The organism is Halomonas citrativorans (assembly GCF_014898005.1).
Lineage (GTDB): Bacteria > Pseudomonadota > Gammaproteobacteria > Pseudomonadales > Halomonadaceae > Vreelandella > Vreelandella citrativorans.
Genome location: NZ_JABUYX010000005.1, coordinates 187,722 through 209,340, shown reverse-complemented (window position 1 = coordinate 209,340; position 21,619 = coordinate 187,722). Strand labels below are relative to the sequence as shown.

General features: G+C 54.9%; 19 protein-coding genes. 13 read left to right on the top strand and 6 right to left on the bottom strand.

The genetic code is table 11. The features are described 5' to 3' along the window. The first annotated feature begins 258 nt into the window (after nt 1–258). Nucleotides 259–1,668 (top strand): mannose-1-phosphate guanylyltransferase/mannose-6-phosphate isomerase, encoded by a 1,410-nt coding sequence (locus tag INT20_RS08625; RefSeq protein WP_193056786.1) that lies wholly within the window; start codon nt 259–261, stop codon nt 1,666–1,668. A 32-nt stretch (nt 1,669–1,700) separates the two neighbouring features. Here INT20_RS08625 and INT20_RS08620 read toward each other — a convergent pair whose 3' ends face one another. The 3 genes from INT20_RS08620 to INT20_RS08610 form a co-directional block, all read right to left on the bottom strand. Further along, complete coding sequence (locus INT20_RS08620; RefSeq protein ID WP_193056785.1) at nt 1,701–2,636, bottom strand: lysophospholipid acyltransferase family protein; 936 nt, start codon at nt 2,634–2,636, stop codon at nt 1,701–1,703. Nucleotides 2,637–2,639: 3 nt separating this feature from the next. Continuing rightward, nucleotides 2,640–3,041 carry a DUF4870 family protein gene (locus tag INT20_RS08615; RefSeq protein WP_172117296.1) on the bottom strand — a complete coding sequence of 134 codons (402 nt, stop codon included), beginning with the start codon at nt 3,039–3,041 and terminating at the stop codon, nt 2,640–2,642. 116 nt (nt 3,042–3,157) lie between these two features. After that, nucleotides 3,158–3,538, bottom strand: coding sequence for a VOC family protein (locus tag INT20_RS08610; protein WP_087109765.1), 381 nt, complete (start codon nt 3,536–3,538; stop codon nt 3,158–3,160). 44 nt (nt 3,539–3,582) lie between these two features. On the opposite strand from INT20_RS08610, the gene INT20_RS08605 reads away from it, so the two are divergent. The 4 genes from INT20_RS08605 (at nt 3,583) to INT20_RS08590 (ending at nt 8,615) form a co-directional block, all read left to right on the top strand. Beyond that, a complete protein-coding gene (locus INT20_RS08605) occupies nt 3,583–4,218 on the top strand; it encodes a class I SAM-dependent methyltransferase (protein WP_193054507.1) in 636 nt (211 codons plus the stop codon). Nucleotides 4,219–4,388: 170 nt separating this feature from the next. After that, a complete protein-coding gene (locus INT20_RS08600; protein ID WP_193054508.1) occupies nt 4,389–5,762 on the top strand; it encodes an MFS transporter in 1,374 nt (457 codons plus the stop codon). 129 nt (nt 5,763–5,891) lie between these two features. Then, on the top strand, nt 5,892–7,679 hold the full coding sequence (locus tag INT20_RS08595) for an acyl-CoA dehydrogenase (protein WP_193056784.1): 1,788 nt from the start codon (nt 5,892–5,894) through the stop codon (nt 7,677–7,679). Nucleotides 7,680–7,841: 162 nt separating this feature from the next. Continuing rightward, nucleotides 7,842–8,615, top strand: coding sequence for an enoyl-CoA hydratase-related protein (locus INT20_RS08590; RefSeq protein ID WP_193054510.1), 774 nt, complete (start codon nt 7,842–7,844; stop codon nt 8,613–8,615). 101 nt (nt 8,616–8,716) lie between these two features. On the opposite strand, the gene INT20_RS08585 is transcribed toward INT20_RS08590, so the two are convergent. Genes INT20_RS08585 through INT20_RS08575 form a run of 3 tightly spaced genes read right to left on the bottom strand, consistent with a single transcriptional unit; the run spans nt 8,717 to nt 11,919 of the window. Next, complete coding sequence (locus tag INT20_RS08585; RefSeq protein WP_193054511.1) at nt 8,717–9,727, bottom strand: L-idonate 5-dehydrogenase; 1,011 nt, start codon at nt 9,725–9,727, stop codon at nt 8,717–8,719. A gap of 32 nt (nt 9,728–9,759) precedes the next feature. After that, entirely contained in the window at nt 9,760–10,530 is a 771-nt protein-coding gene (locus INT20_RS08580) for a glucose 1-dehydrogenase (protein ID WP_193054512.1), read from the bottom strand. Between the two features lie 9 nt (nt 10,531–10,539). Beyond that, the gene (locus INT20_RS08575) at nt 10,540–11,919 is read right to left on the bottom strand and encodes a GntP family permease (RefSeq protein WP_193054513.1); all 1,380 of its coding nucleotides are present in this window, start codon (nt 11,917–11,919) and stop codon (nt 10,540–10,542) included. Between the two features lie 211 nt (nt 11,920–12,130). On the opposite strand from INT20_RS08575, the gene INT20_RS08570 reads away from it, so the two are divergent. The 8 genes from INT20_RS08570 (at nt 12,131) to INT20_RS08535 (ending at nt 21,472) form a co-directional block, all read left to right on the top strand. After that, complete coding sequence (locus INT20_RS08570) at nt 12,131–12,820, top strand: glutathione S-transferase family protein (RefSeq protein ID WP_193054514.1); 690 nt, start codon at nt 12,131–12,133, stop codon at nt 12,818–12,820. A gap of 56 nt (nt 12,821–12,876) precedes the next feature. Next, a complete protein-coding gene (locus INT20_RS08565) occupies nt 12,877–13,416 on the top strand; it encodes a YaeQ family protein (RefSeq protein ID WP_193054515.1) in 540 nt (179 codons plus the stop codon). Nucleotides 13,417–13,680: 264 nt separating this feature from the next. Then, nucleotides 13,681–14,670, top strand: coding sequence for a lipid A deacylase LpxR family protein (locus INT20_RS08560; RefSeq protein WP_193054516.1), 990 nt, complete (start codon nt 13,681–13,683; stop codon nt 14,668–14,670). Nucleotides 14,671–14,928: 258 nt separating this feature from the next. After that, nucleotides 14,929–15,438, top strand: coding sequence for a CinA family protein (locus INT20_RS08555; protein ID WP_193054517.1), 510 nt, complete (start codon nt 14,929–14,931; stop codon nt 15,436–15,438). A 77-nt stretch (nt 15,439–15,515) separates the two neighbouring features. Continuing rightward, nucleotides 15,516–16,340: an ammonia-dependent NAD(+) synthetase gene (nadE, locus tag INT20_RS08550; protein ID WP_193056783.1), complete on the top strand. Its 825-nt coding sequence runs from the start codon at nt 15,516–15,518 to the stop codon at nt 16,338–16,340. A gap of 80 nt (nt 16,341–16,420) precedes the next feature. Beyond that, the gene (locus INT20_RS08545; RefSeq protein ID WP_193054519.1) at nt 16,421–17,569 is read left to right on the top strand and encodes an exonuclease SbcCD subunit D; all 1,149 of its coding nucleotides are present in this window, start codon (nt 16,421–16,423) and stop codon (nt 17,567–17,569) included. After that, nucleotides 17,566–20,634 carry an AAA family ATPase gene (locus INT20_RS08540; RefSeq protein ID WP_193054520.1) on the top strand — a complete coding sequence of 1,023 codons (3,069 nt, stop codon included), beginning with the start codon at nt 17,566–17,568 and terminating at the stop codon, nt 20,632–20,634. The genes INT20_RS08545 and INT20_RS08540 overlap by 4 nt, the downstream gene beginning before the upstream one ends. A 103-nt stretch (nt 20,635–20,737) precedes the next feature. After that, nucleotides 20,738–21,472, top strand: a complete 735-nt coding sequence (locus INT20_RS08535) for a tellurite resistance TerB family protein (RefSeq protein ID WP_193054521.1) — start codon at nt 20,738–20,740, stop codon at nt 21,470–21,472. The last annotated feature ends 147 nt before the right edge of the window (nt 21,473–21,619 follow it).

Sequence of the window (21,619 nt, the reverse complement as noted above, 5' to 3'; positions counted from 1 at the left end):
GCCTTGGGAGCACGCGAGTGACCCACCGGAGGTGGTCTGGCAGGATAGTGAGCGGATACGTGATCATTACGCTTGGTTTGTCGACTACGCTGTAGAGGTGACCCAGCGTTATTGGCGCCTTTTCGCACGTATGGATTTGTGGAGGGCACGCTGCCGTCATTGGATAATCCTGAAAAGGCCGCACGAATGAGCCAGCTTCGCCACTGGTTACGGGAAGCATTTGGCAGCCGGTAACACTTTGCCTACAAGGACGAGACTATGATTCAGCCGGTGATTCTATGCGGGGGAAGCGGCACACGGCTGTGGCCGCTTTCACGCGAGCAAATGCCCAAACAGTTTTTGCGCTTAACCTCGTCGAAGAGCCTGCTTCAGCAAACGCTGGATCGCCTGGAGGGGATAAGTACGACACCGCCGTTTATTATGGGCCATCAGGCGCACCGGTTCCTTATGGCTGAGCAACTGCGTGAAGCGAACCAGGCGGGGCGTATTGTGCTAGAGCCGGAAGGGCGTAACACAGCGCCTGCGATTGCCTGTGCGGCGTTGTTAGCCAGGGCCGTAGGAGACGATCCGCTGCTGTTGGTCTTGCCGGCGGATCATGTCATTGGCGATGTGAGCGCTTTTCAACAAAGTGTCGAGTGGGCCGTGCCCTTGGCAGAGCAGGGCTATTTAGTCACCTTTGGCGTTGTGCCTACGCATCCTGAAACGGGATACGGCTATATCGCCTGTGGTGACGCATTGGAAAAGGGCTATCGGCTCGCCTCGTTTATTGAAAAACCGGATGCCGAGCGCGCCGCTCAACTGCTTGAACAAGGCGATACGCTTTGGAACAGCGGCATGTTTTTGTTACGCGCTTCGACATATCTTGAGCAGCTAGCGGACCTTCAACCCGAGATGCTGTCTGCCTGCCGGGCCGCTGTTGATGGCGCTCACAGCGATCTGGATTTTCTAAGGCTCGCTGAAGCGTCGTTTCAGCGCTGCCCCGCCAATTCGATTGATTATGCCGTCATGGAGCACTGCCGTTTTGCGGCCATCATCCCCCTTGATGCTCAGTGGAGCGATGTAGGCAGTTTTGATGCGCTTTGGGAGATGGCCGCGGCGGATGAAGCGGGCAATGTGGTGCAAGGTGATGCGCTTTTGCACTCGACTACGAATTCACTCGTGATGGCCGAACATCGCTTGGTGACCACGCTGGGGGTTAACGACTTGCTTGTGATTGAAACCTCTGACAGCGTGCTGGTGGCGCATCGGGACCAGGCCCAGCACATAAAACAATTAGTCGCGGTGTTAGCCAGTAAAGGGCGCCGCGAGCTTCAGTCAGCGCCCCAGGTACATCGCCCCTGGGGTGACTTTCAAGCAATTGATAGTGGTGAGCGCTACCAGGTTAAGCATATTACGGTGAAACCCGGCGGCCGACTCTCCCTTCAACGCCACCATCATCGCGCCGAGCATTGGGTCGTGGTAAGCGGAACGGCACAGGTAACCGTGGGAGAGCGCAGCTTCTTAGTCAGTGAAAATCAATCGACCTATATCCCGATTGGCACACTTCACCGCTTAGAGAACCCCGGTAAAATCCCGTTAGAGCTGATTGAGGTTCAGTCGGGTGCCTATCTGGGGGAAGACGATATCGAAAGGCTCGATGATGTCTATGCACGTCATGACGATGAGTAGGTCTGATAAATCAGTACCTACTCAGAGAAACCCTAGTAAAGCCGGAAGTCGTTGGCGTTGGGGTTTTGCTGCTGCTCTTCGATGACTTTGCGGTAACGCTTGTATTCCCACTGGTACTGGGCGGGTTCCAACGCAATTGACGCTTCAACACTGGCGTTAACCCCGCTCGCAGACACTGTTTCGTCAGCACTATACACCCGCTCGTCGGCGTCCAGAAAATGGATAGCAAAGCCGCGCCCAGGCAGGCGCAGGGCAACGCCTGTGACAACGCGTGCCTGGGTGCGCGCCACCAGTTTGGGGAGTAGCGTGGCGGTATACGCATCGCGTGCATAAAACGGCGCAAAGACGCCGCTGCCCCAGTCGGGTTCCTGGTCAGGCAGAATGCCGATGGCCTCGCTGCGCTTAAGTGCTTTAAGCAGTGCTGCAACGCCCCGCGGGTTAGTGGGCACTAACTGTGCGCCCATCCGTTCGCGGCCATGGCGAATAATCGGCTCAAGGTTGGTTATTTTGGGAGGCTCGTACATAGCGGTGAAAGGGAAATGGCTGGAAAGCCAGAAATTCAACACTTCCCAGTTACCAAAATGCGGCGCCAGAACAATAACACCACGGCCCTGCGCGCGAGCGCTGTCCAGCTTGTCGCGGCCATGCACTTCAACAATACTTGCTTCAACGCGATCAGGCTCCGCCATCCAGGCATAGCCCAGCTCCATCATGGTGGCGGTGGAGTGACGAAGGCTCTGTTTAGCGAGCGCCCTGCGCTTACGCTGGTCAAGCGCGGGGTATACCACCTTAAGATTAATATCGGTGACGTTTCGCTCACGGCGGCTAAAGCAGTAAACGAGAGGACCAAGCGTGGAGGCAAAACGCCACAGGCGCGGCAGGGGCCAGCGCGAAAGCCTGCGCCAAAGCCACGCAATCGCCGTGGCTCGGGAGAGTCGCTTGTCTGATGTCGTTGCGTGTTCCGTCATTCGTTAGATTAACCAGCTGTCCACATTACTCGGAGCACGTTTATCTTGTAAGCCCTTAAACCCTTTAACGCAGCGAACGATAAACCAAACCGCCAGTGCAAATAAAAGCGGGAAGCCGATCAGTACAAAGGTGAGCAGGAAGCTAATGCTTGCGTACAGCAAGCCAATCCAGAAGGTGCGAACCTGATAGCGGTAGTGTTCGTCCAGCCAGGCCGGGCCTTTGCCTTGATAGACATAGGCAATGATGACGCCGACAACCGAGGTGAAGCCGACAACAAAGCTTGCCAGATAAAGCGCATAAACCACCATGGCCATTGTGGTGTCGTGCTGCTTGCTTGGCTCGGCGGTAGTGTGTTCTGAAATAATTTCGCCTTCAATCGGCGAGTCATGACGGTTATCTTGCATGTCTTTTTACCTTTAATACGGATGAGACAATAAAGCGAAGGTTCTTAACGCCCTATAATACCTTGCACGACGCCGCTAAGCATTAGTCACTGACCAGCAAGATACTGGCGGTAACATTAGCGAGCCGGGCGGCAAATCTCCAAAAGGTTACCATCGGGGTCGCGCAGATAAACGGACTCGATCGCGCCATTGGCGCCTTGGCGAGCCACCGGGCCAAGTTCAACCTCAATGCCCAGCACGTCTAGATGCTGTTTGAATTCATCCAGCGGCAATTGGCAGCGTAGGCATAAATCCAGGCTGCCAGGCGTAGGGGTTGCAGAAATAGGCTCGATGTCGGTGTCGGTTTGATGGAGTCGTAGGGCGGTATCGCCCAGCATTAAATCTACCCGTTGGGCATCACGATAGCGTACGTCTAGCCCGAGAACTCGCGAGTAAAAATCAACCGCGCGACCCATATCTGTGACAGTAACAACAAGATGATCCAAGCCTGAGAGCATGCCTCTTTCCTTAAATGCAAAACCGAAAAACAGAGAATACGACGATGCAATGCTGTCCGCTATGCGGTGAAATTAAGGTCTCGCTCTATCATCAAAATCATCGTCGTGAATATTACCAGTGTGCCACGTGTTGGCTGGTGTTTGTGCCGTCCGAGCAGCATTTAAGCGTAGCGGATGAAAAAGCAGAGTATGACCAGCATCAAAATTCACCGCAAGATATGGGATACCGGCGATTTTTAGGGCGCTTGTTCACCCCGTTGCTAGCCAAACTGCCGAAAGGTGCCAACGGGTTGGATTTTGGTTCAGGGCCTGGCCCCACGCTGTCTGTGATGTTCGAGGAAGTTGGCCACCCCATGACGGTGTTCGACATCTTCTATGCGCCCGACATGTCCGTTTTGCAGAACACCTATGATTTTATCACCGCGACTGAAGTCGTTGAGCATTTAGCCATGCCCGGAAAGGTGCTGGCGCAGTTGGTGGCTCAGCTACTCCCTGGTGGCTATCTGGGCATCATGACCAAGCGAGTGACCACTCAAGCAGCATTTGCCAACTGGCACTATATTAATGACCCCACCCATATCTGTTTTTTCAGTGAGGCAACCTTTGAATGGTGGGCCGCGCAGCATCAACTAACAGTCGAATTTCCTGAAAAAGATACGGTTATTTTGAGAAAACACTAATCGATACGAACAGGCTATGAAAAAGCGTTGACTTTATGCTATCCAGGGCAATAATTGCGCGCCCGTTTCTTGCCTGTGGTTGTGTAAAAGGTGGCAACGGCCCTTAAACAGCTATGTCCGCTTTTTTTGACCCTGTTTTTTGACAACGTGTTTGGCAAGTTGAGGTTTTCATGTCGCGGCAATTACTGGCTATGGCGTTTGCGCCTCTGTTGGGCCTGTTTATTTTAGGCATTGGCAACGGCTTTTTGGCTACCTTGATCACGGTACGCCTGGATGCGGCAGGCGGGTCTGCGACGGTGATCGGGATTGTCTCGTCAGCGTACTTTATTGGCCTGGCCTTGGGCGCCTTGTTTAACGACCGGTTATTGCTACGTATTGGGCACATTCGCGCCTATGGCAGTTTCGCCTCGCTGGTTGCCGTGACGGTGCTTCTTCAAGGGCTCTTTTTTGACCCTTGGGCCTGGTTTGCATTGCGCTTGATTGGCGGCTGGGCAACGGTCGGTGTCTATCTGGTCATTGAGAGCTGGCTGCTCACGGCAGGCGAGCAAAAAGTGCGTGGCCGCCTGTTGGCGCTCTACATGATTTCGCTTTACGCCGCCGGTGTCATTGGTCAGCTATTGCTGGGCGTCACCAATGCCATGGGCGGGACGGCACCGTTTATGGTGATCGGTATGCTGGCGTCGCTTTCTGTGCTGCCAATGGCGATGATTCCGCGTGTTACCCCTCTGATTGAGCACGCCGAACCGCTGCCTCCTTATCGATTAATCATGTTAACCCCAACGGGCGTGCTGGGTAGCCTGGGGTCGGGCATGGTGGTCGCGGCGGCGTACACCTTGCTGCCCCTTTATTTGCAGCGCATTGGAATGAGCGTGAATCAGGTCGGCCAGATGATGGCGCTGGTGGTGCTGGGAGCCATGCTGCTGCAGTATCCGATTGGGCGCTGGTCAGACCGTCACGACCGCCAAATGGTACTTATCGGGATCAGTGGTTTTTGTGTGCTGGTGTCGGCAGCAATTCTTTGGCTACCGCTCTCCACGCCGCTGCTGGCGGTACTACTGTTTTTGCTGGGCGGTGGAGTGTTTGCGTTCTACCCCGTGGCCGTCAGTCATGCTGCCGACCGAGCACCCGCCGGGGCGCTTGTACGTATGAGCCAAGGACTTTTGCTGATTAACTCTATCGGGGCAACCTTAAGCCCGCTGATGATTTCACCCGTTATGACAGCCGTGGGCGATGCCGGGTTGTTCTGGGCATTTGGCGGGCTCAGCCTGTTCTTCCTGCTCTTTTTTGCCTGGCGGCGCAGCGTGCGCCCCGCCCCGATGCCGGTGGCGCCGTTTACCGCGACGACGCCCATGACTGCGGCCGGGGCAGAGCTTGTGATTACCGAGGAGCTTGTCCAAGGGGCGCTTGAGCACGAGCATCTGGAAGATTTGTCGGATGCAGTGCCAAACGTGGACGTAGCGGAGCCGGTAGTCGGACCGCCTGCCGAGGAAGAAACCCGAATTGCCTACTATGACGATGTCGAACAGTTAAGAACGCTTAAGTAATTTGGTAGCGGGTCTGTATCGTAAAGAGGTGAGACGTTGGGCTAATGGTGTAACGATAGGCAGGAAACTACTATCGAATATAACGGTTTATAACAAACGACTGTTTTATTTCTACATCGAGGTTTTGCCATGAATCACTACGTCGCGCCGGTACGCGATTTGCGTTTTGTGCTCGAAGAACTGCTCGGGCATCACTCGCTGACGCTGTCCAATTTTACAGAGACCACACCCGACGTTGTTGAGGCGGTGCTGGATGAAGCCGCCAAGCTAGCGGGTGACGTTTGGGGGCCGCTGAATGCTACCGGTGATCATCAAGGCGCCAAACATCACCCGGATGGGCGAGTAACGACGCCTGATGGATTCGCGGCGGCCTACCTGGCGTATGTAGAAGGCGGCTGGAACGGCATCGGCGTGTCGGAAGCGTTAGGTGGGCAGAACTTGCCTGAAGTGGTGGCCAGTGCCGTTCAGGAAATGCTCCACGGTGCCAATATGGCGTTAGGGCTTTGTCCCATGTTAACCGCTGGCGCCATTGAAGCATTGGCCCATCATGGCAGCGAGCCGCTGAAAGCGACGTATTTACCCCATCTGGTAGAAGGGACCTGGACAGGCACCATGAACCTGACCGAACCCCAGGCAGGGTCGGATCTTTCTAAAGTGCGTACCAAGGCAGTACCTGAAGGCGATCATTACCGGATAAGTGGCCAGAAAATCTATATTACCTGGGGTGAGCACGACGCCGCTGAAAATATCATTCATTTTGTGCTGGCGCGTAAACCTGATGCGCCTGAAGGTAATAAAGGTATCTCGCTGTTTCTGGTGCCCCAATTTCTCGTCAATGATGACGGCACCCTGGGCGAGCGTAACGACGTTTTATGCACCGCCATTGAGCACAAGCTGGGTATCCACGGCTCACCGACTTGTTCGTTAAGTTTTGGCGAGCAGGGTGGGGCAATCGGTTATCTAGTGGGTGAAGAAGGGCGCGGCCTGAATCACATGTTCACCATGATGAACGAGGCGCGTCATAAAGTGGGTATCCAAGGGATCGGCGTGGCCGAACGCGCCTGCCAGCACGCGTTTGCCTACGCACAAGAGCGCCATCAGGGGCGTTTGTCGGCAGCGCGAGGCGGTAAAGAGTGCCCCATCAGTGAGCATCTTGATGTGCGGCGCATGCTGCTTTCCATGCGCGCGCGCACCGATGCGCTGCGTGCGTTAGCGCTGTACTGTGCAGCACAGCTGGATACCGCCCGCCATGCTGAAAACGAGAGTGAACGCCAGGCGGCTCAGGCTCGCGTGGATATCCTGATTCCTGTGGTAAAAAGCTTCTCAACGGATCAAGCGGTAGAGATCGCCTCGTTAGGTATTCAGGTGCACGGCGGGATGGGGTATATCGAAGAAACCGGCGCGGCACAGCTGCTGCGTGATGCTCGTATCGCACCCATTTATGAAGGCACTAACGGCATTCAGGCGCTGGATTTAGCAGGACACAAGTTACAGCGTGATAATGGCGAAGCATTTTCCAGTCTACTAAACGAAGTAGCCGACACGGTTGAACGTCTCAAGGCTGAACCTGCGTTGGCTCATTTGGGACAGGCGCTGGCTGCCGGGCTTGAGGATTTACGTGCTGCCAAGCAGCAGGTACTTGAGCAGGGCAAAGACCCGGAAAAAGGGCCTGATGCAGTACAGGGTTATGCGACCCCGCTGCTCAACCTGGCAGGCCATGTGTTATGCGCCTGGCAAATGGGGCAAGCGGCACTCAGTGCGCAGGCGGCCATTGGGCAGGGCACAACAGACCCTTTCTATAAGGCAAAACTTCTAAGCGCACAGTTTGTGATCACCCAGTGGCTCCCTGTTGGGCGTGCCCAGCGGGCAGTAATTGAGGCAGGCATTCAATGCCTGAGTGATTTCGAGATTGGCTAATCGCCCTATTGTGACAATCGCCGCCCCTGGAGGCGGCGATTGTATTTCTGGCGGGCGAGAAAAGAAGTGATTGCCCCCCAACCAAGCGTTCGCTAGGGTTGCAAGGCAGGCCAGTTAAGCCGTCATAACGATGTAAGTCACCATAACAATGAAGGAGCTAATATGAGCGAATCAGTTATTGAAAAGGTCGATAACGAGGGTATCGTCCGCCTGACTATCAACCGCCCCAAGGCGTTGAATGCGTTAAATAGCGATGTACTTTCCGCGCTAGAGATCCACCTGACTGAGCTTGAGAATCAGCCAAACCTGCGCGCCGTATTACTGACTGGCGCCGGTGAAAAGTCGTTTGTCGCCGGAGCGGATATCACCGAAATGCGTGATAAAACGCCGGAAGAAGCGCGCGCCTTTGCAAGCCAGGCGTTACGAACCATTAAACGACTTGAAACGCTTCCGGTGCCGGTGGTCGCCCTTGTGAACGGGTTTTGCCTTGGCGGCGGCTGCGAATTGGCACTGGCCTGCGACTGGGCAGTAGCCAGCGACAACGCGGTATTTGGCCAGCCTGAAGTCCTGTTGGGTGTCATCCCAGGCTTTGGTGGTACGCAACGCCTGCCGCGCCGCGTAGGCCCTGCCATGGCGATTGATCTTGTGACGACAGGGCGCAAGATAGACGCGAAAGAAGCGCTACGCATCGGTCTGGTGAACCGCGTAATGCCTCAGGCAGAGCTTGAAAGTTATGTCGAAGAGCTTACCCAACAGTTAAAAGGCAATGGCCCTCAGTCGGTACGCGGTGCCAAGCAGGCCGTTCATGACGGGATGGACCAGGACCTTGATAGTGCACTGGCCCTGGAGACTAGCCTATTTGCACTCTGCTTTGCCGGTGAGGAACAAAAAGAGGGCATGAGCGCATTTATAGAGAAGCGTAAGGCCAGCTTTTAGTCAGGTTGGCGTGATAGGTACGTCGGTTGGTTTCCGTTAATTATTGAGGGGGTGGCGGTAGCGCCCCCCCTTTGGGATCAATTATCTTAATCGTTGATCTGTTACTTCCATAACTCGATCAATACCTTGCCGGACACCTCCGCATCTTTGGCTATAGCAAAGGCTTGTTGAGCATCGGCGGCGGGCAATACATGCGTAATAACGTGATCAAAGTTTGAATTAGCTGCCAGTAGCGCGATAGCTTCATCAATCTCATTATTGAACCGGAAACAGCCTCTAAGCTGAACTTCTTTCGCAATCAGCGATGCAAGCGCAATGGGCTGCGGAGCGGCAGGCATCATGCCTATTTGAGCAATAACGCCAGCGCGGCGCACGGCGAGAATAGCCTTATTGATAGAGGCGGGAACGCCGGTGCACTCAAGCACCACGTCAAATGCCTCCTCGGGGAGCTCTTCCCTATCCACCTGAATGGTGCGATGAACCCCGAGTATTTTTGCACGTGACAGCGGTCCCTCAAGAATATCGGTAATGCATACCTCTTTTGCGCCCCTGGCAAGTGCAGCAGCGGCAGCGAGTAGACCTATAGGTCCAGCTCCACATACCAATACGCGCTTTTGGTCAACACCTCCGGCTACTTCGATCCCATGCAGACCCACAGCAAGTGGCTCTGCTAAGGCTGCACGTTTGAGTGGCAGAGTATCGGGCAATGCACGCAACATGCTGGCATCGACATCAAGGAATTGACTCATGCCCCCTTGCGTATGTGGCCAGGTTGACGCGGAGCCCAAATAGGCTCCGTTGGGCCACAAGTGGGGCTTATCTTCGATACCGGTTTGGCTTTGCCCGAATGTGGCGGGGTGCAGTGTTACCGGTGTGCCAAGCGGCCATTGCCCGCTTGGGTCTTCATCGACTACTCCTGACATTTCGTGACCTGGAATCAATGGCTCACGAACAACAAAAGCACCATTGGCACCTTCATGATAATAATGAAGATCCGAGCCACATATTCCACCGAAAGACATACGTAAGCGCACTTTTCCGGGAGCGAGCGCTGGAAGATCAATATTTTCTTCGCGTAGATCCTGCTTACCGTGAATAACTAATGCTTGCATGGTGCTTCATCCCCAAAGGCAATTTCCAGGTGTTAAACCACCGAGGTCATTCCGCCATCAACGAAAATATTTTGTCCAGAAACGAAACTTGAAGCATCCGAACAGAGATAGACCAGCGTGCCCACCAGTTCGTCGAAATGTCCCCAGCGCTGTGCCGGAGTGCGTTTTTCCACCCACTGGTTAAAGCTTGTGTCTTGCCATAGCGCGGTATTCATTTCAGTTTTAAAGTAGCCGGGAGAAATGCAGTTGACCTGAATGTTGAAGCGAGCAAGGTCAGCAGCCATACCCTGAGTGAGTAGAACAACCCCACCTTTGGTTGCCGAATAGGGGGCGATGGTTTCTCTGGCAAGTTTGGACTGTACCGAGCCGATGTTGATGACCTTACCTGAGCCACGTTCACTCATGGCTGGAGTCAACGCACGAGACACGTAAAACAGACTCGAAAGATTGGTGGCGATGAGCGCATCCCAATCTGACGTAGAGTACTCATTGAACGGCGCTCGGCGTTGAAGCCCTGCATTGTTGACCAGGATATCCGGAACGCCAAACTGATCGATAAGTGCTTCTACGGCTTGCTGAGTCGCCCTGGCATCAGTGACATCAAAGCTGATGGCTTCAACGTTGGCGCCTGTCTCTTGGGCGATGTTGTGGGCTTCCTCCTTGACGCTTTCCAGGTCCCGCCCATGCACAATGACATGAGCTCCTTGGGAAGCAAGCCCCCTAGCAAGCGCATTGCCCAGCCCCCTTGAGGATCCGGTTACCAGTGCCAAGCGGCCGTTAATATCGAAAAGTGCTTTTGTCATCGTGCTCACCTAAAACAGCATGAAAATAATAACCGCGAATATAAAGCCGACAACGGATTCGAGCGCCTGCTGAACGGTCCAGGTCTTGAGCGTTGTCTTAACGTCCATTCCTAAAAGGCGACCAACTAACCAGAACCCTGAGTCGTTGACATGCCCTGCAAAGACAGAGCCCGCTGCTGTTGCTAGGGTAATCGCCACTACCTGCATGGATGTAAAGTCACCGCCAATCACGGCGGGGGCCATGAGCCCGGCGGCGGTTACCAGGGCGACAGTTGCTGAGCCTTGGGCTAAACGCATAATCACCGCAATGACATAAGCCGCCAGGATGATCGGTAAACCAATATCGCTGAGCGAACTTGATAGCGCATCGCCAATGCCGGATGCCCTGAGTACGCCACCGAACATACCGCCGGCGCCTGTGATCAGTACTACCGAGCAAATCGGCCCCAGAGAAGAATCCAGTATTTTTTCTAATGCACTGCCTCCGATACCTTGGCGACGGCCTAGCACTAACATTGCCACCAACGTTGAAATAAGCAGCGCTACCGGCGTATTGCCGACGGCTGATAGCAGTTGGAACCATAGCGCGTCACTATCCACAACGCCCATTGAGCGCAGAAAGTTTAAGCCGGTGTTCATGAAGATCAGCACAATCGGCAGCAACAGCATACTGATAACAACGCTGACAGAAGGCGGGTTGATAACGTGGTCATCGCTGACATCGCCGAACAGGGAGTCTGCGAGAGGGAAGGGGTAGCGCTTTGCGACAATTTTCCCCCACATATAGCCTGATATCCACCAAAGGGGGAACGCAATCACCACGCCAGCAAGCAGCAATAACCCTAAATTTGCCTCATAAAGCTCCGATGCGGTAACCGGGCCTGGGTGAGGGGGCAGGAAAACATGCATAACCGAAAACGCAGCGGCAGCAGGCATGGCATAAAGAAGGATAGGGCCACCCAAACGACGCGAAACGGCAAAAATGATCGGTAGCATGACGATCAAACCGGCATCAAAAAATATCGGAAAGCCCATTAGCAGCGACGTGATGCCGAGGGCAAAAGGCGCTCGCTTTTCGCCGAAGAGATCAATCATTTTATCGGCAAGCGCTTTGGCACCGCCTGAATGCTCAACAAGCTTGCCAAGCATTGCCCCTAACCCTACCAGTAGAGCAACAGCGCCCAGCGTCCCCCCAAAGCTATCCACCATCGTGGGAACAATCGCATTGACTGGAATCTGTGTGGCGAGCGCCGTCAGTAAGCTCACCAACATCAGCGCCACAAACGCATGCATCTTGAATCTGATGATCAATAGTAAAAGGGACAAGACCGCTACGGCGGCAATGCCTAGCAACGGTCCTGTGGACAACGTTTGCGTCCATTCATCCATGCGAGTACTCCCAATGATAGTGCTAATTGCTGGCTATGTTATCGGTAACATCGTACAGCTTGATATTTTCTTGCATACACGACCTTGGTTTAAATAAAGTAAAAAAAGAATCTGTTAGGCGATGAAACAGGCAATTTATGGGATAAAGAAAGGCGACATAATGCGACTAGCGTAGCCATCCTTGCTTATTTGACGTAAAAAAGGGGTAACCATGTTTGATCTCTACATTGCCAACAAGAATTACTCTTCATGGTCATTGCGGCCTTGGGTGCTTATGAAAGCGCTTAATATCCCTTTTAAGGAACACGTTATGGCCTTTGAGGGTGGCAATGGGGCGAGTCGAGATACGTTTATTCGCTTTTCGCCTTCTGGGCTTGTGCCTTGCCTGGTGGATGGCGAGACGGCCGTCTGGGATTCGCTGGCCATTGTTGAATACATTGCCGAGCAGCATGCTCGGGTATGGCCAAAAGAGGTGACAGTACGTGCCTGGGCACGTTCGGCCAGCGCCGAAATGCATAGCGGCTTTTCCACGTTACGTAACGAATGCCCCATGAACTGCGGCGTGCCCGTCACGCTTCAGGATGTTTCTGCTGGGCTCAGAGCTGATCTCGCTCGATTGGATAGGCTCTGGCAAGAAGGCCTTTCACGCTTTGGTGGCCCTTACCTGGCAGGTGACGAATTTACGGCGGTAGATGCCTTCTACGCACCTGTCGTTTTCCGTGTACAAACGTTTGGCTTGCCTTTAAGCGAGGCTTCGAACGCTTATGCAAAGCACCTGTTGACGCTGCCAGCGATGCAGGCGTGGTATCAAGCAGCGCTCGACGAAAAATGGCATGAGCCTCATCACGAAGCCGATACGTTAAAACACAGCACCCTAACGGCTGATTATCGGAATGCCTAGCGCCTATCGGGCCGCGCATCAGGTAAACTAGCCAAAATTTATCGCTGGATATTCTGATGGCCCTTAGTGCGACGCCTTACAAAGTTGATATTAACCTTACCGACCTGGATCGTGGGGTGTATGAAACGCTACGTTTTACCGTGGCACGCCATCCCTCTGAAACAGAAGAGCGGATGAGTGCGCGGCTGATTGCTTATATATTGTGGTACAGCGAGGCGATTGCATTTGGGCGCGGGCTTTCCGATGTGGACGAACCCGCACTATGGGAAAAGAGCCTGGATGGGCGGGTGCTGCATTGGGTTGAAGTAGGCTTGCCGGATGCCGAACGCCTAATCTGGTGCTCACGGCGCGCCGAGCGCGTATCGCTGCTTGCCTACGGGCGCACCGATATATGGGAAAACAAAGTACTTTCAGGCGTGGCAACGCTTAAAAACCTTCACGTAGCGACCTTGCCTCAAGAAGCCTTGGCAGTGATTGCTCAGAACCTCCCGCGCGCTATTAACTGGGCGGTTATGGTGAGTGAGGGCTCGCTGTTTATCACTGATGAAAACGGCCAGCATGAAATTACTCCGCAGTGGCTGTTAAGGGACCGCTAGGCTATTTCTTTAAAGACATACAGCAAGGTACTGCCAACGGATGGTGCGCGCAGCGAGGGCATATGAACTGGCTATGCCTACTGTTACCCACCTTTGGAACAGCAGGGAGGCAGCGCCTTGCGCCACGGGTGCTGGGTTGTTATTGATGTTTGGCGAATAATATTTCCTTGCTATCTTTTTGCATGTTTACATACAATCAGCAATGTTTGCTAGCGCTCTTCGAGAGCGCTACTTTGGTTTTAACCCTCACTCAAGGGATGAGCAATGTACAACGTCTGCCTGCCTGCTTGGCGCCTGCTTCCCTTTGTAGCAGCAATGAGTCTACTCCCTGCCTTGGCGAATGCAGATAACAACGTCATTTCTGTGACACATGAAAATGACGGTCTAATGAGCAGTGACGATGGGCACTTTACCAGCGGCTTCGAGCTTAATTGGGCATTTAAGCCCAGCCCGGAAAACTGGACCCAGCGTTTAGCTACGGCGCTGCCGGATAGTTTGATAGGCCAGGCAGATTCAGTTGCTTTCCGATTGGTGCACCAGATTTATACGCCGGATGATATCGAGCGCTCTGAGCTAATTGAGGACGACCGCCCCTATGCAGGCCTGGTTTATGCGGGTATGTCACTTTATGAAGATGTTCCGGTAGGACGCTGGCAGCAAGCCACTGATCTTCATATAGAGGCCGGCCTAGTAGGCCCATCATCGCTTGCTGACAGCATTCAGCGTGAGGTACACCGTATTACCAATAGCGAACGTCCAAGTGGCTGGCATAACCAGTTAAAGGATGAGCCGTTGCTTAACCTGACCATGCGTCGTCAGTGGTGGCATAACGTGCCTCTGGCCGGTAAGCGCTTGGCTCATGGCCCCGGTGTCAGCGTTGCCTTGGGCAATCTCAATACCTACGCCAGTGCGGGTTATGGCGTTCGCTGGGGTGATGATGCCAGCGGTATCCCGACGCTTACCCCCAACCCCAGTAACCGTGGCCGCATGACGAGTACAACGGGCTGGCAGTGGTATGTATTCGCTAATGTCGAAGGCTACTACGTCGCGCATAACCTCACTCTGGATGGCAACGTGTTTTCCAGCAGTCACTCGGTTGACCGTAAAGAGTGGGTAGGAGAAGGGGCCGCTGGTTTTGCCATTGCCTGGGATGGGTGGCAAGCCGTTTTTTCCGGTGTTCAGCGCACACGTGAATTTGATGGCCAGGAAAAGCAGGACAAGTACGGTGCGATTACGCTTTCAAAAAGCTTCTAGTTAAAAAGCCTTCCGGCTAGTTCAGCACATGACCAGGGCAAATGCCCTGGTCATTGTAGAGGTGCGCCATGACTACCGCTTACAGAACAGCTCCTACGCGGATGGAGGGAAGAAACAGCGCTAAGCCCTTATCAATGGATAAGGGCTTTTTAACAAATGATGAACTTGCTGGCTGATTTTTCAGCCCTCTTCGAGAACAGCTACCTTTTAAGAGGAAGAATAAAACGACAGGGATTGTGATTTGTCAGGAGATACGCAATGGAATTGCTTAAGCAAATTACTGATTATCTACAGCAGCAAAAACTCAAATTGGCCACTGCCGAATCATGCACCGCAGGGCTGATTGTCTCTGAGCTGGCCCGTGTGCCCGGTAGCGGGCAGTGCATTGACTGTGGGCTGGCGGTTTATTCCCCGGAGGCAAAAAATCGTTATTTGTCGGTCAGCTTCGATACGATTGATACGTATGGGCTTACCAGTGAAGAAACCTCTCGAGAAATGGCGCTAGGGGCACTTAATAATAACGATGCCACTATAACCGTCGCCAATACCGGGATTGCAGGCCCTGAACCGCACGATGATATTCCCGTCGGTACGGTATGCTTTGCCTGGGCTTTTCTCCATGAGCAAAAGATTTACATGATTACCGAGACACGCCGCTTTTCCGGTGATCGTAACGACGTTCGCCTAGCCGCCGCGCACTATGCATTGGAGTGCATTCCTAAATATCATCGTGATGTATTGAACGGTAGCGCGCCATTAGATGAGTAGAACCAAACACATTTCTGCTCTAGCCTGAACAAAACGCTATCCGCTATGGATCAACGTTCGACCGCAAGGAGGCCAGGATGGTAGATCAGCAGGCAATCCAGTCGCATATTCAAACGGTTTTACAGGTAACGCCGCGTATTGACCCGCAGCAAGAGATTGATAAGCGCGTTGATTTCTTGTGTCGCGAAATGACCGATACAGGGCAGCATGCGCTGGTATTAGGCATTAGTGGCGGCGTGGATTCCACGGTAGGTGGCCGCTTGGCGCAGTTAGCGGTTAATAAGGCGCGTGAGCAGGGCATCGACGCCTCTTTTTACGCGATGCGGTTGCCTTATGGTACTCAGCAGGATGAAGACGATGCGCAGAAGGCACTGTCGTTTATTGAACCCGACCATGTGCTGACCGTTAACGTTAAACCGGCAAGTGATGCCCTGTTGGCCGCACTGGAAGAGGGCGGGCTAACATTTAGAGACGACGCTCACCGCGACTTTGTGTTGGGCAATATCAAGGCGCGCCAGCGTATGGTGACGCAATACGCAGCGGCCGGAGCACGAAGTGGCCTAGTGGTCGGCACGGATCAAGCCGCCGAAGCACTAATGGGCTTTTTCACCAAATATGGTGACGGTGCCTGTGACGTTGCGCCGCTCACCGGGCTAACCAAACGCCAGATACGTGACGTCGGTGCAGCGCTGGGCGCACCCGCCGCGTTGGTTGAAAAGCAACCCACTGCTGATCTTGAAACGCTCAAACCCCTGTTGGCGGATGAAGTGGCGCTAGGCGTGACTTATGCGGATATTGATGCCTTCCTGGTCGGCGATGCCATCAGCGATGAGGCGTATACCACCATCATTGACACCTATACCCGCACCGAGCATAAACGCCAATTGCCCAAGAGCCCTTAAGTATTTCTCACCCGTAAAGGCTAAACGCCGTCAGGTTAGGTTGTTATGATGCAACCACCTAACCTGCCGTTGAGCCTGCCATGCGTCTACTCCACACCGCCGATTGGCACCTGGGGAGATTGTTTCACAACATCTCACTGCTTGAAGACCAGCGCCACGTGCTAAACCAGCTGATCGAGATAGTCGACCGCGAAGCCGTAGACGCTGTGCTGATTGCGGGCGATATCTATGACCGCTCGATGCCGCCTTCCGCGGCTGTTACGTTGCTTGATGATGTGCTGGGCGAGCTTTGCCAAGCGCGTGGTTTGCCAGTGGTTATTATTTCCGGCAACCACGATGGTGCTGAGCGCTTGGGCTTTGGTGCACGCCATTTGCGTCAGGCGGGGCTGCATATTCTTTCTGATTTGAGCGCCTGCGATACCCCCGTTACGCTTGCTATCAACGGCGTTGAGGTCGATATTTTTGGCGTGCCCTATGCTGACCCGGAATACGTTCGCAGCCAGTTCGGTGAACCGGTCCGCGACTTTGATAGCGCCCACCGCTACTTGCTAACGCGTATTGGTGAGAAGCGCCACGCTACCCGCCCAACGGTACTGATGAGCCACTGCTTTGTAGATGGCGGCAGCGCATCTGATTCCGAGCGCCCGTTAACCCTGGGCGGTGCAGAAAGTGTTGCCTGGGAGCCCATGCAGGGCTTTGACTATGTCGCGCTTGGGCACTTGCATGGCCCGCAATACCGCGGCGGTGAGCATATTCGCTACAGCGGCTCGCTGCTTAAATACAGCTTTTCAGAAGCTCGGCAGCGTAAAGGCGTTACGCTTGTGGATATAGGTAACGAGGGAGTGACCGGCATTGAGCATCGCCCGCTGGTGCCCAAGCGCGAAGTGCGCGTGCTGGAAGGCGAACTTGATGAGCTGTTGAGACAAGGGCGCGAGGACCTCTGTGCCGATGACTACTTGTTGGTTCGGCTAACCGACCGCCACGCTATTTTAGATCCCATGGGCAAGCTGCGCGCGGTTTACCCCAACGTTTTGCACCTCGAAAAGCCCGGCATGCTGGGTGGGCAACAGCGTCAGCAACTGGATCGCGAACGGCTGCGCTTTAATGCCCTGGATATGTTCAGCGATTTCTTCGAACAAACCAGCGGTGATGCCATGAGCGCTGACCAGGCGCGCGCCATGAGTGATGTCATCACCTCCCTCAGCCGCGATGAAGAGGGCCAGTCATGACGCCGCTCGTACTCACCATGCAGGCCTTCGGCCCTTTTGCGGCCGAGGAGACCATCAATTTTTCTCAGCTGGGTAGAAGCCCGCTGTTTTTGATCAACGGCCCGACAGGCGCCGGGAAAAGCTCGATTCTGGACGCCATCTGCTTCGCGCTTTATGGCCAGACCACGGGAGAAGAACGCTCGGGCACCCAGATGCGCTGCGACCAGGCCGCCGATACGTTGCTAACTGAAGTAACGCTGGATTTTTACCTGCGCGGAGAGAGCTACCGGGTGCGCCGCGTGCCTCAGCAGGAGCGCCCTAAGGCGCGAGGCGAAGGAACGACAACGCAAAACGCAGAAGCCCAGCTGTGGCGGCTAACCGCTGACGGCAAGGAAAATCAGTGCCTCGTCGCGCGTAGCGTTAACGATGCTACCGCCCAAGTGCAGGCACTACTGGGGCTGGATGCCAGCCAGTTCCGCCAGGTGATGGTGCTGCCCCAGGGCAAGTTCCGGGAGCTGTTGCTGGCGGAGTCAAAAGATCGCGAAAAGATTTTTTCCCAGCTGTTTCAAACCCATATTTTTCAACGCATTGAAGAGCATCTGCGCACCCAAGCCAACCAGATAGACCGAGCGGTGAAAGATCACCAGCACCGTGTCCAGGGCATTCTGGATGCAAGCGACATTGAAAGTGAAGCAGCGCTTATTGAGGCGCTGGAAACGCAGGCGCCAGAGCATCAGGCTGCTGAAAAGGCGTTAGCCATTGCTAAACAGCAACGTGAACAGGCAGAGGCTGCCGAGCGCCAGGGGCAGGAGTGTCAGGCGCTTTTTGACCGCCATACGGCATTGGGCGCAGAAAAAAACCAGCGGCTACACCAGCAGCCGGAAATAGAGCGTGCTCAACAGCGCTTAAGCGCCCATGAGCAAACCCAGGCGCTGGCCGAACCCTTTCACCGCGTGCAAACAGCGCAGCAAACGGCAAGCGCTACCCAGCAAGAGCGCGTTCAGGCTCAAACGACTGTTGAAAAACAGCAGGCGACGCATCAACACGCTCAGCAAGCGTTACACCAGGCACAAACTCGCTACCAGCAGTTGCCGGAACGCCGTGAACAGGCTGGCCGTTTACAGCAAGCGTTGGAGCAGTTTCAGGCGCTCACTGGTGTAGAGCAGGCGCTACACCAGGCGCAACAAACATGGCAAAGCCTGTATCGGCAGCTTGATCAACAAACGCAGCAGCGCGACACCATCGCTGAACAGGGCGAGGCACTTGCCGCCAGGCTGAAAGCGGAGCAGATAGAGCGCAATCACCTTGCAGGCTGCGATGAAGTGTTAAAAAGCCGCCAAGCGCTGCACGCGCAGCGGCAAACACTGGCCGAGCTTGAATCCCAGCGCGCTGCATTGGCCGAGCAAGTGGCTCAGGCGGCAAGCGATGTTGAGCATCATCAGCAAACGGTTGAGCGCTATAAGCGTCGCGCCACCGAGCAGGAGATGCACTGGCACCAGGGCCAAGCCGCGTTACTCGCCGCTCGGCTGGAATCCCAGCAGCCCTGCCCGGTGTGTGGCAGTCGTGAGCATCCTGCGCCCGCCGTACAAGAGCAGCCCCCCGTTACCCAGGCCGATGTGAAGCGCGCACGCACGGAGCATGAGCAGGCGCATCAAGCGCTGGTGCAAGCTCAACAGTTGCAGCAGCGTTTGACCCAACAGCTTAAGTATAACGATGAGCAGAGCGAGTACTTGCGTCACACGCTGGGCGAGTGGGGCGCCAAGCCACTAAGCGCACTGGAGGCTGCTTGCCAGGAGAGCCAGCGACATGTTGAGCGCTATCAAGTGCTTACTCGAGAGTTGGCAACCCAGGAGCGCACACTTGAGCAACAGCGCAGCGAATGGAAAGCGCTGGATACCCAGATAAAGGCACAACAGCCTGAGTTAGAGGCCGCCCAAAAGCGGTGTCATCAGCTGGAAGCCCAATGTGAGCAACTGCGCAGGGCGTTGCCCGAGCCACATGGGTCACTTGAGGCGCTGCAGGCAGAGCTTGGCCGTGTGCAAAGCGACATTCAGCAGTCTGAGGCGGCGTGGCAATCTGCTCAGGAGAGTGCTCATCACGCACAAACGGCGCTGGCCCGCGCCGAAACCACACTGTCAGATAGTGCCCAGCGCGCCGCCGCCGCGACTCAGGCGCTAAGCGCGGCCCAAAACGAATGGCAACTGGCGCTAAGCAGTAGCGCTTTCGACAACGACGCTGACTTCATTCAGGCCCGTCTGGAAGCGCCCGAGCGCCAGGCGCTTATTGAAACCGTCACCCTCTTTCAGCAGGCGCTGGCCAAGCTGGATGGTCAGCTTGAGGATAGCCAGACACGCCTTGAGGGGCTAACGCCGCCTGATTTAACCGCTCTGGCGGAGCAAGTGGCTAGCGCGCAGGCGCATGAGCAGGTTTGTAATCAAACCTACCAGCGCTTGGCGGCTCGGATTGCACAGCTAACCGCCACTCAGCAAAAGCTCAAGGCCGCCCATGCCGCCGAGGCGGAGCTTGAAGCCGAGTATCGGCTGTGGGGAACGCTGAGCGAGATCGCCAATGGGCGCACCGGGCATCGCATTAGCCTGCAGCGTTTTGTGCTTGGCGTGCTGTTGGATGATGTGCTGATCCAGGCATCCGAGCGGCTGGTGCGAATGAGCCGGGGGCGTTATCAGTTGGTGCGCCGTGAAGACCCCTCCAAAGGAAATAAGGCCTCAGGCCTGGAGCTGGATGTTGCCGATACCTATACCGGTAAAAATCGCCCCGTCGCGACGCTCTCGGGTGGCGAATCGTTTATGGCCGCGCTGGCGCTAGCATTGGGGCTCTCTGACGTGGTGCAGGCGTATGCCGGTGGCATTCAGCTCGATACGCTATTTATCGATGAAGGTTTTGGCAGTCTGGACCAGGATGCCCTTGACCAGGCCATTGCGATGCTGAGCGAGCTGCAAATGGGCGGGCGCATGATTGGAATTATTTCTCATGTCAGCGCACTCAAAGAGCAAATGCCGGTTCGTATAGAAGTGCGTGCTAGCCGTCAGGGAAGCACGGTACAAGTACAGGGTGTTATACCGGCGTAGGTCCTCTAGACTCAGTAGGATTTGTGAGTACATTCGTTGTTAGTACATACATGGTTGGCACGTACATTGTCAGTACAGTCTGTCAGCCCCAAGGAGTACAAGGATGAACGCTAGTAAAATTCTTCAACAGCTTATGCAGCAGGCCGGCGGCAGCCAAAAAGGCAGCAGCGGAGTCAATGTGAAGGGCATGCTGGAGGGCTTGTCTCGTCAGTTGGGCGGGGGCGGTAGTGATCAGCGCTCAAGCCAGTCGGGAAGTTCCAGCGGGTTCGATATGAAAAGCCTTTTGGGCGGTGGCGCCATGGGCATGCTGGTCGGTTCCAAACGTGGCCGGAGCATGGGCGGTAAGGCGCTTAAGTATGGCGCTATTGCAGGCGTTGGCATGCTGGCTTGGAAAGCCTGGCAGAATTCACAGACCGCTAAAAATCAACCCGCCGCCAGCAGTAACGCAGAAGGCGAGCGTGTTGATGTATTAAGCGGTGAGATTCAGGAGCGGCGTAGCCTTGAACTGCTGCAGGCCATGATAATGGCAGCTCGCGCCGATGGGCATGTTGATGAGCAGGAACAGGTGCTGATTACGGAGCAGATCGATGCGCTAGGGGCCGACCAGGAAATGCATAACTGGGTCGAAAGGCAGCTAAAGGCTCCATTGGATGCCGAAGCGCTTGCCCGCGAAGCGGACTCGCCCCAGGCTGCCCGGGAAATGTATTTAATGAGTGTCGCAGTAACTGATGACCAGAACCCCATGGAGCGCGCTTGGTTGGATCAACTGGCGCAAGCGTTAAAGCTTACCCCAGATGTTACCAAAGAGCTTGAGCACCAGGCCCAGCAGGCGGGCTGATAGCGTTTTCGTTTTCACACTAAAAAGCGCCGCCAGGATGCTGGCGGCGCTTTATTTTTACCGGTGGCAATAGCCTAAACGGCGTTATCGATTACTCCTGAATTTGACCCGCCAAAGGGCATTTCCGGGGTGGCAATAAAAAGTGCG

What these genes read in the sequence shown, in the direction of transcription:
- INT20_RS08555 (WP_193054517.1), top strand. Translation starts at nt 14,929, where the DNA reads ATGGAATTGCTTAAGCAAATTACTGATTATCTACAGCAGCAAAAACTC.
- INT20_RS08620 (WP_193056785.1), bottom strand. Translation starts at nt 2,636, where the DNA reads ATGACGGAACACGCAACGACATCAGACAAGCGACTCTCCCGAGCCACG.
- INT20_RS08545 (WP_193054519.1), top strand. Translation starts at nt 16,421, where the DNA reads ATGCGTCTACTCCACACCGCCGATTGGCACCTGGGGAGATTGTTTCAC.
- INT20_RS08560 (WP_193054516.1), top strand. Translation starts at nt 13,681, where the DNA reads ATGTACAACGTCTGCCTGCCTGCTTGGCGCCTGCTTCCCTTTGTAGCA.
- INT20_RS08610 (WP_087109765.1), bottom strand. Translation starts at nt 3,538, where the DNA reads ATGCTCTCAGGCTTGGATCATCTTGTTGTTACTGTCACAGATATGGGT.
- INT20_RS08565 (WP_193054515.1), top strand. Translation starts at nt 12,877, where the DNA reads ATGGCCCTTAGTGCGACGCCTTACAAAGTTGATATTAACCTTACCGAC.
- INT20_RS08600 (WP_193054508.1), top strand. Translation starts at nt 4,389, where the DNA reads ATGTCGCGGCAATTACTGGCTATGGCGTTTGCGCCTCTGTTGGGCCTG.
- INT20_RS08595 (WP_193056784.1), top strand. Translation starts at nt 5,892, where the DNA reads ATGAATCACTACGTCGCGCCGGTACGCGATTTGCGTTTTGTGCTCGAA.
- nadE (WP_193056783.1), top strand. Translation starts at nt 15,516, where the DNA reads ATGGTAGATCAGCAGGCAATCCAGTCGCATATTCAAACGGTTTTACAG.
- INT20_RS08615 (WP_172117296.1), bottom strand. Translation starts at nt 3,041, where the DNA reads ATGCAAGATAACCGTCATGACTCGCCGATTGAAGGCGAAATTATTTCA.
- INT20_RS08590 (WP_193054510.1), top strand. Translation starts at nt 7,842, where the DNA reads ATGAGCGAATCAGTTATTGAAAAGGTCGATAACGAGGGTATCGTCCGC.
- INT20_RS08580 (WP_193054512.1), bottom strand. Translation starts at nt 10,530, where the DNA reads ATGACAAAAGCACTTTTCGATATTAACGGCCGCTTGGCACTGGTAACC.
- INT20_RS08625 (WP_193056786.1), top strand. Translation starts at nt 259, where the DNA reads ATGATTCAGCCGGTGATTCTATGCGGGGGAAGCGGCACACGGCTGTGG.
- INT20_RS08535 (WP_193054521.1), top strand. Translation starts at nt 20,738, where the DNA reads ATGAACGCTAGTAAAATTCTTCAACAGCTTATGCAGCAGGCCGGCGGC.
- INT20_RS08540 (WP_193054520.1), top strand. Translation starts at nt 17,566, where the DNA reads ATGACGCCGCTCGTACTCACCATGCAGGCCTTCGGCCCTTTTGCGGCC.
- INT20_RS08570 (WP_193054514.1), top strand. Translation starts at nt 12,131, where the DNA reads ATGTTTGATCTCTACATTGCCAACAAGAATTACTCTTCATGGTCATTG.
- INT20_RS08575 (WP_193054513.1), bottom strand. Translation starts at nt 11,919, where the DNA reads ATGGATGAATGGACGCAAACGTTGTCCACAGGACCGTTGCTAGGCATT.
- INT20_RS08605 (WP_193054507.1), top strand. Translation starts at nt 3,583, where the DNA reads ATGCAATGCTGTCCGCTATGCGGTGAAATTAAGGTCTCGCTCTATCAT.
- INT20_RS08585 (WP_193054511.1), bottom strand. Translation starts at nt 9,727, where the DNA reads ATGCAAGCATTAGTTATTCACGGTAAGCAGGATCTACGCGAAGAAAAT.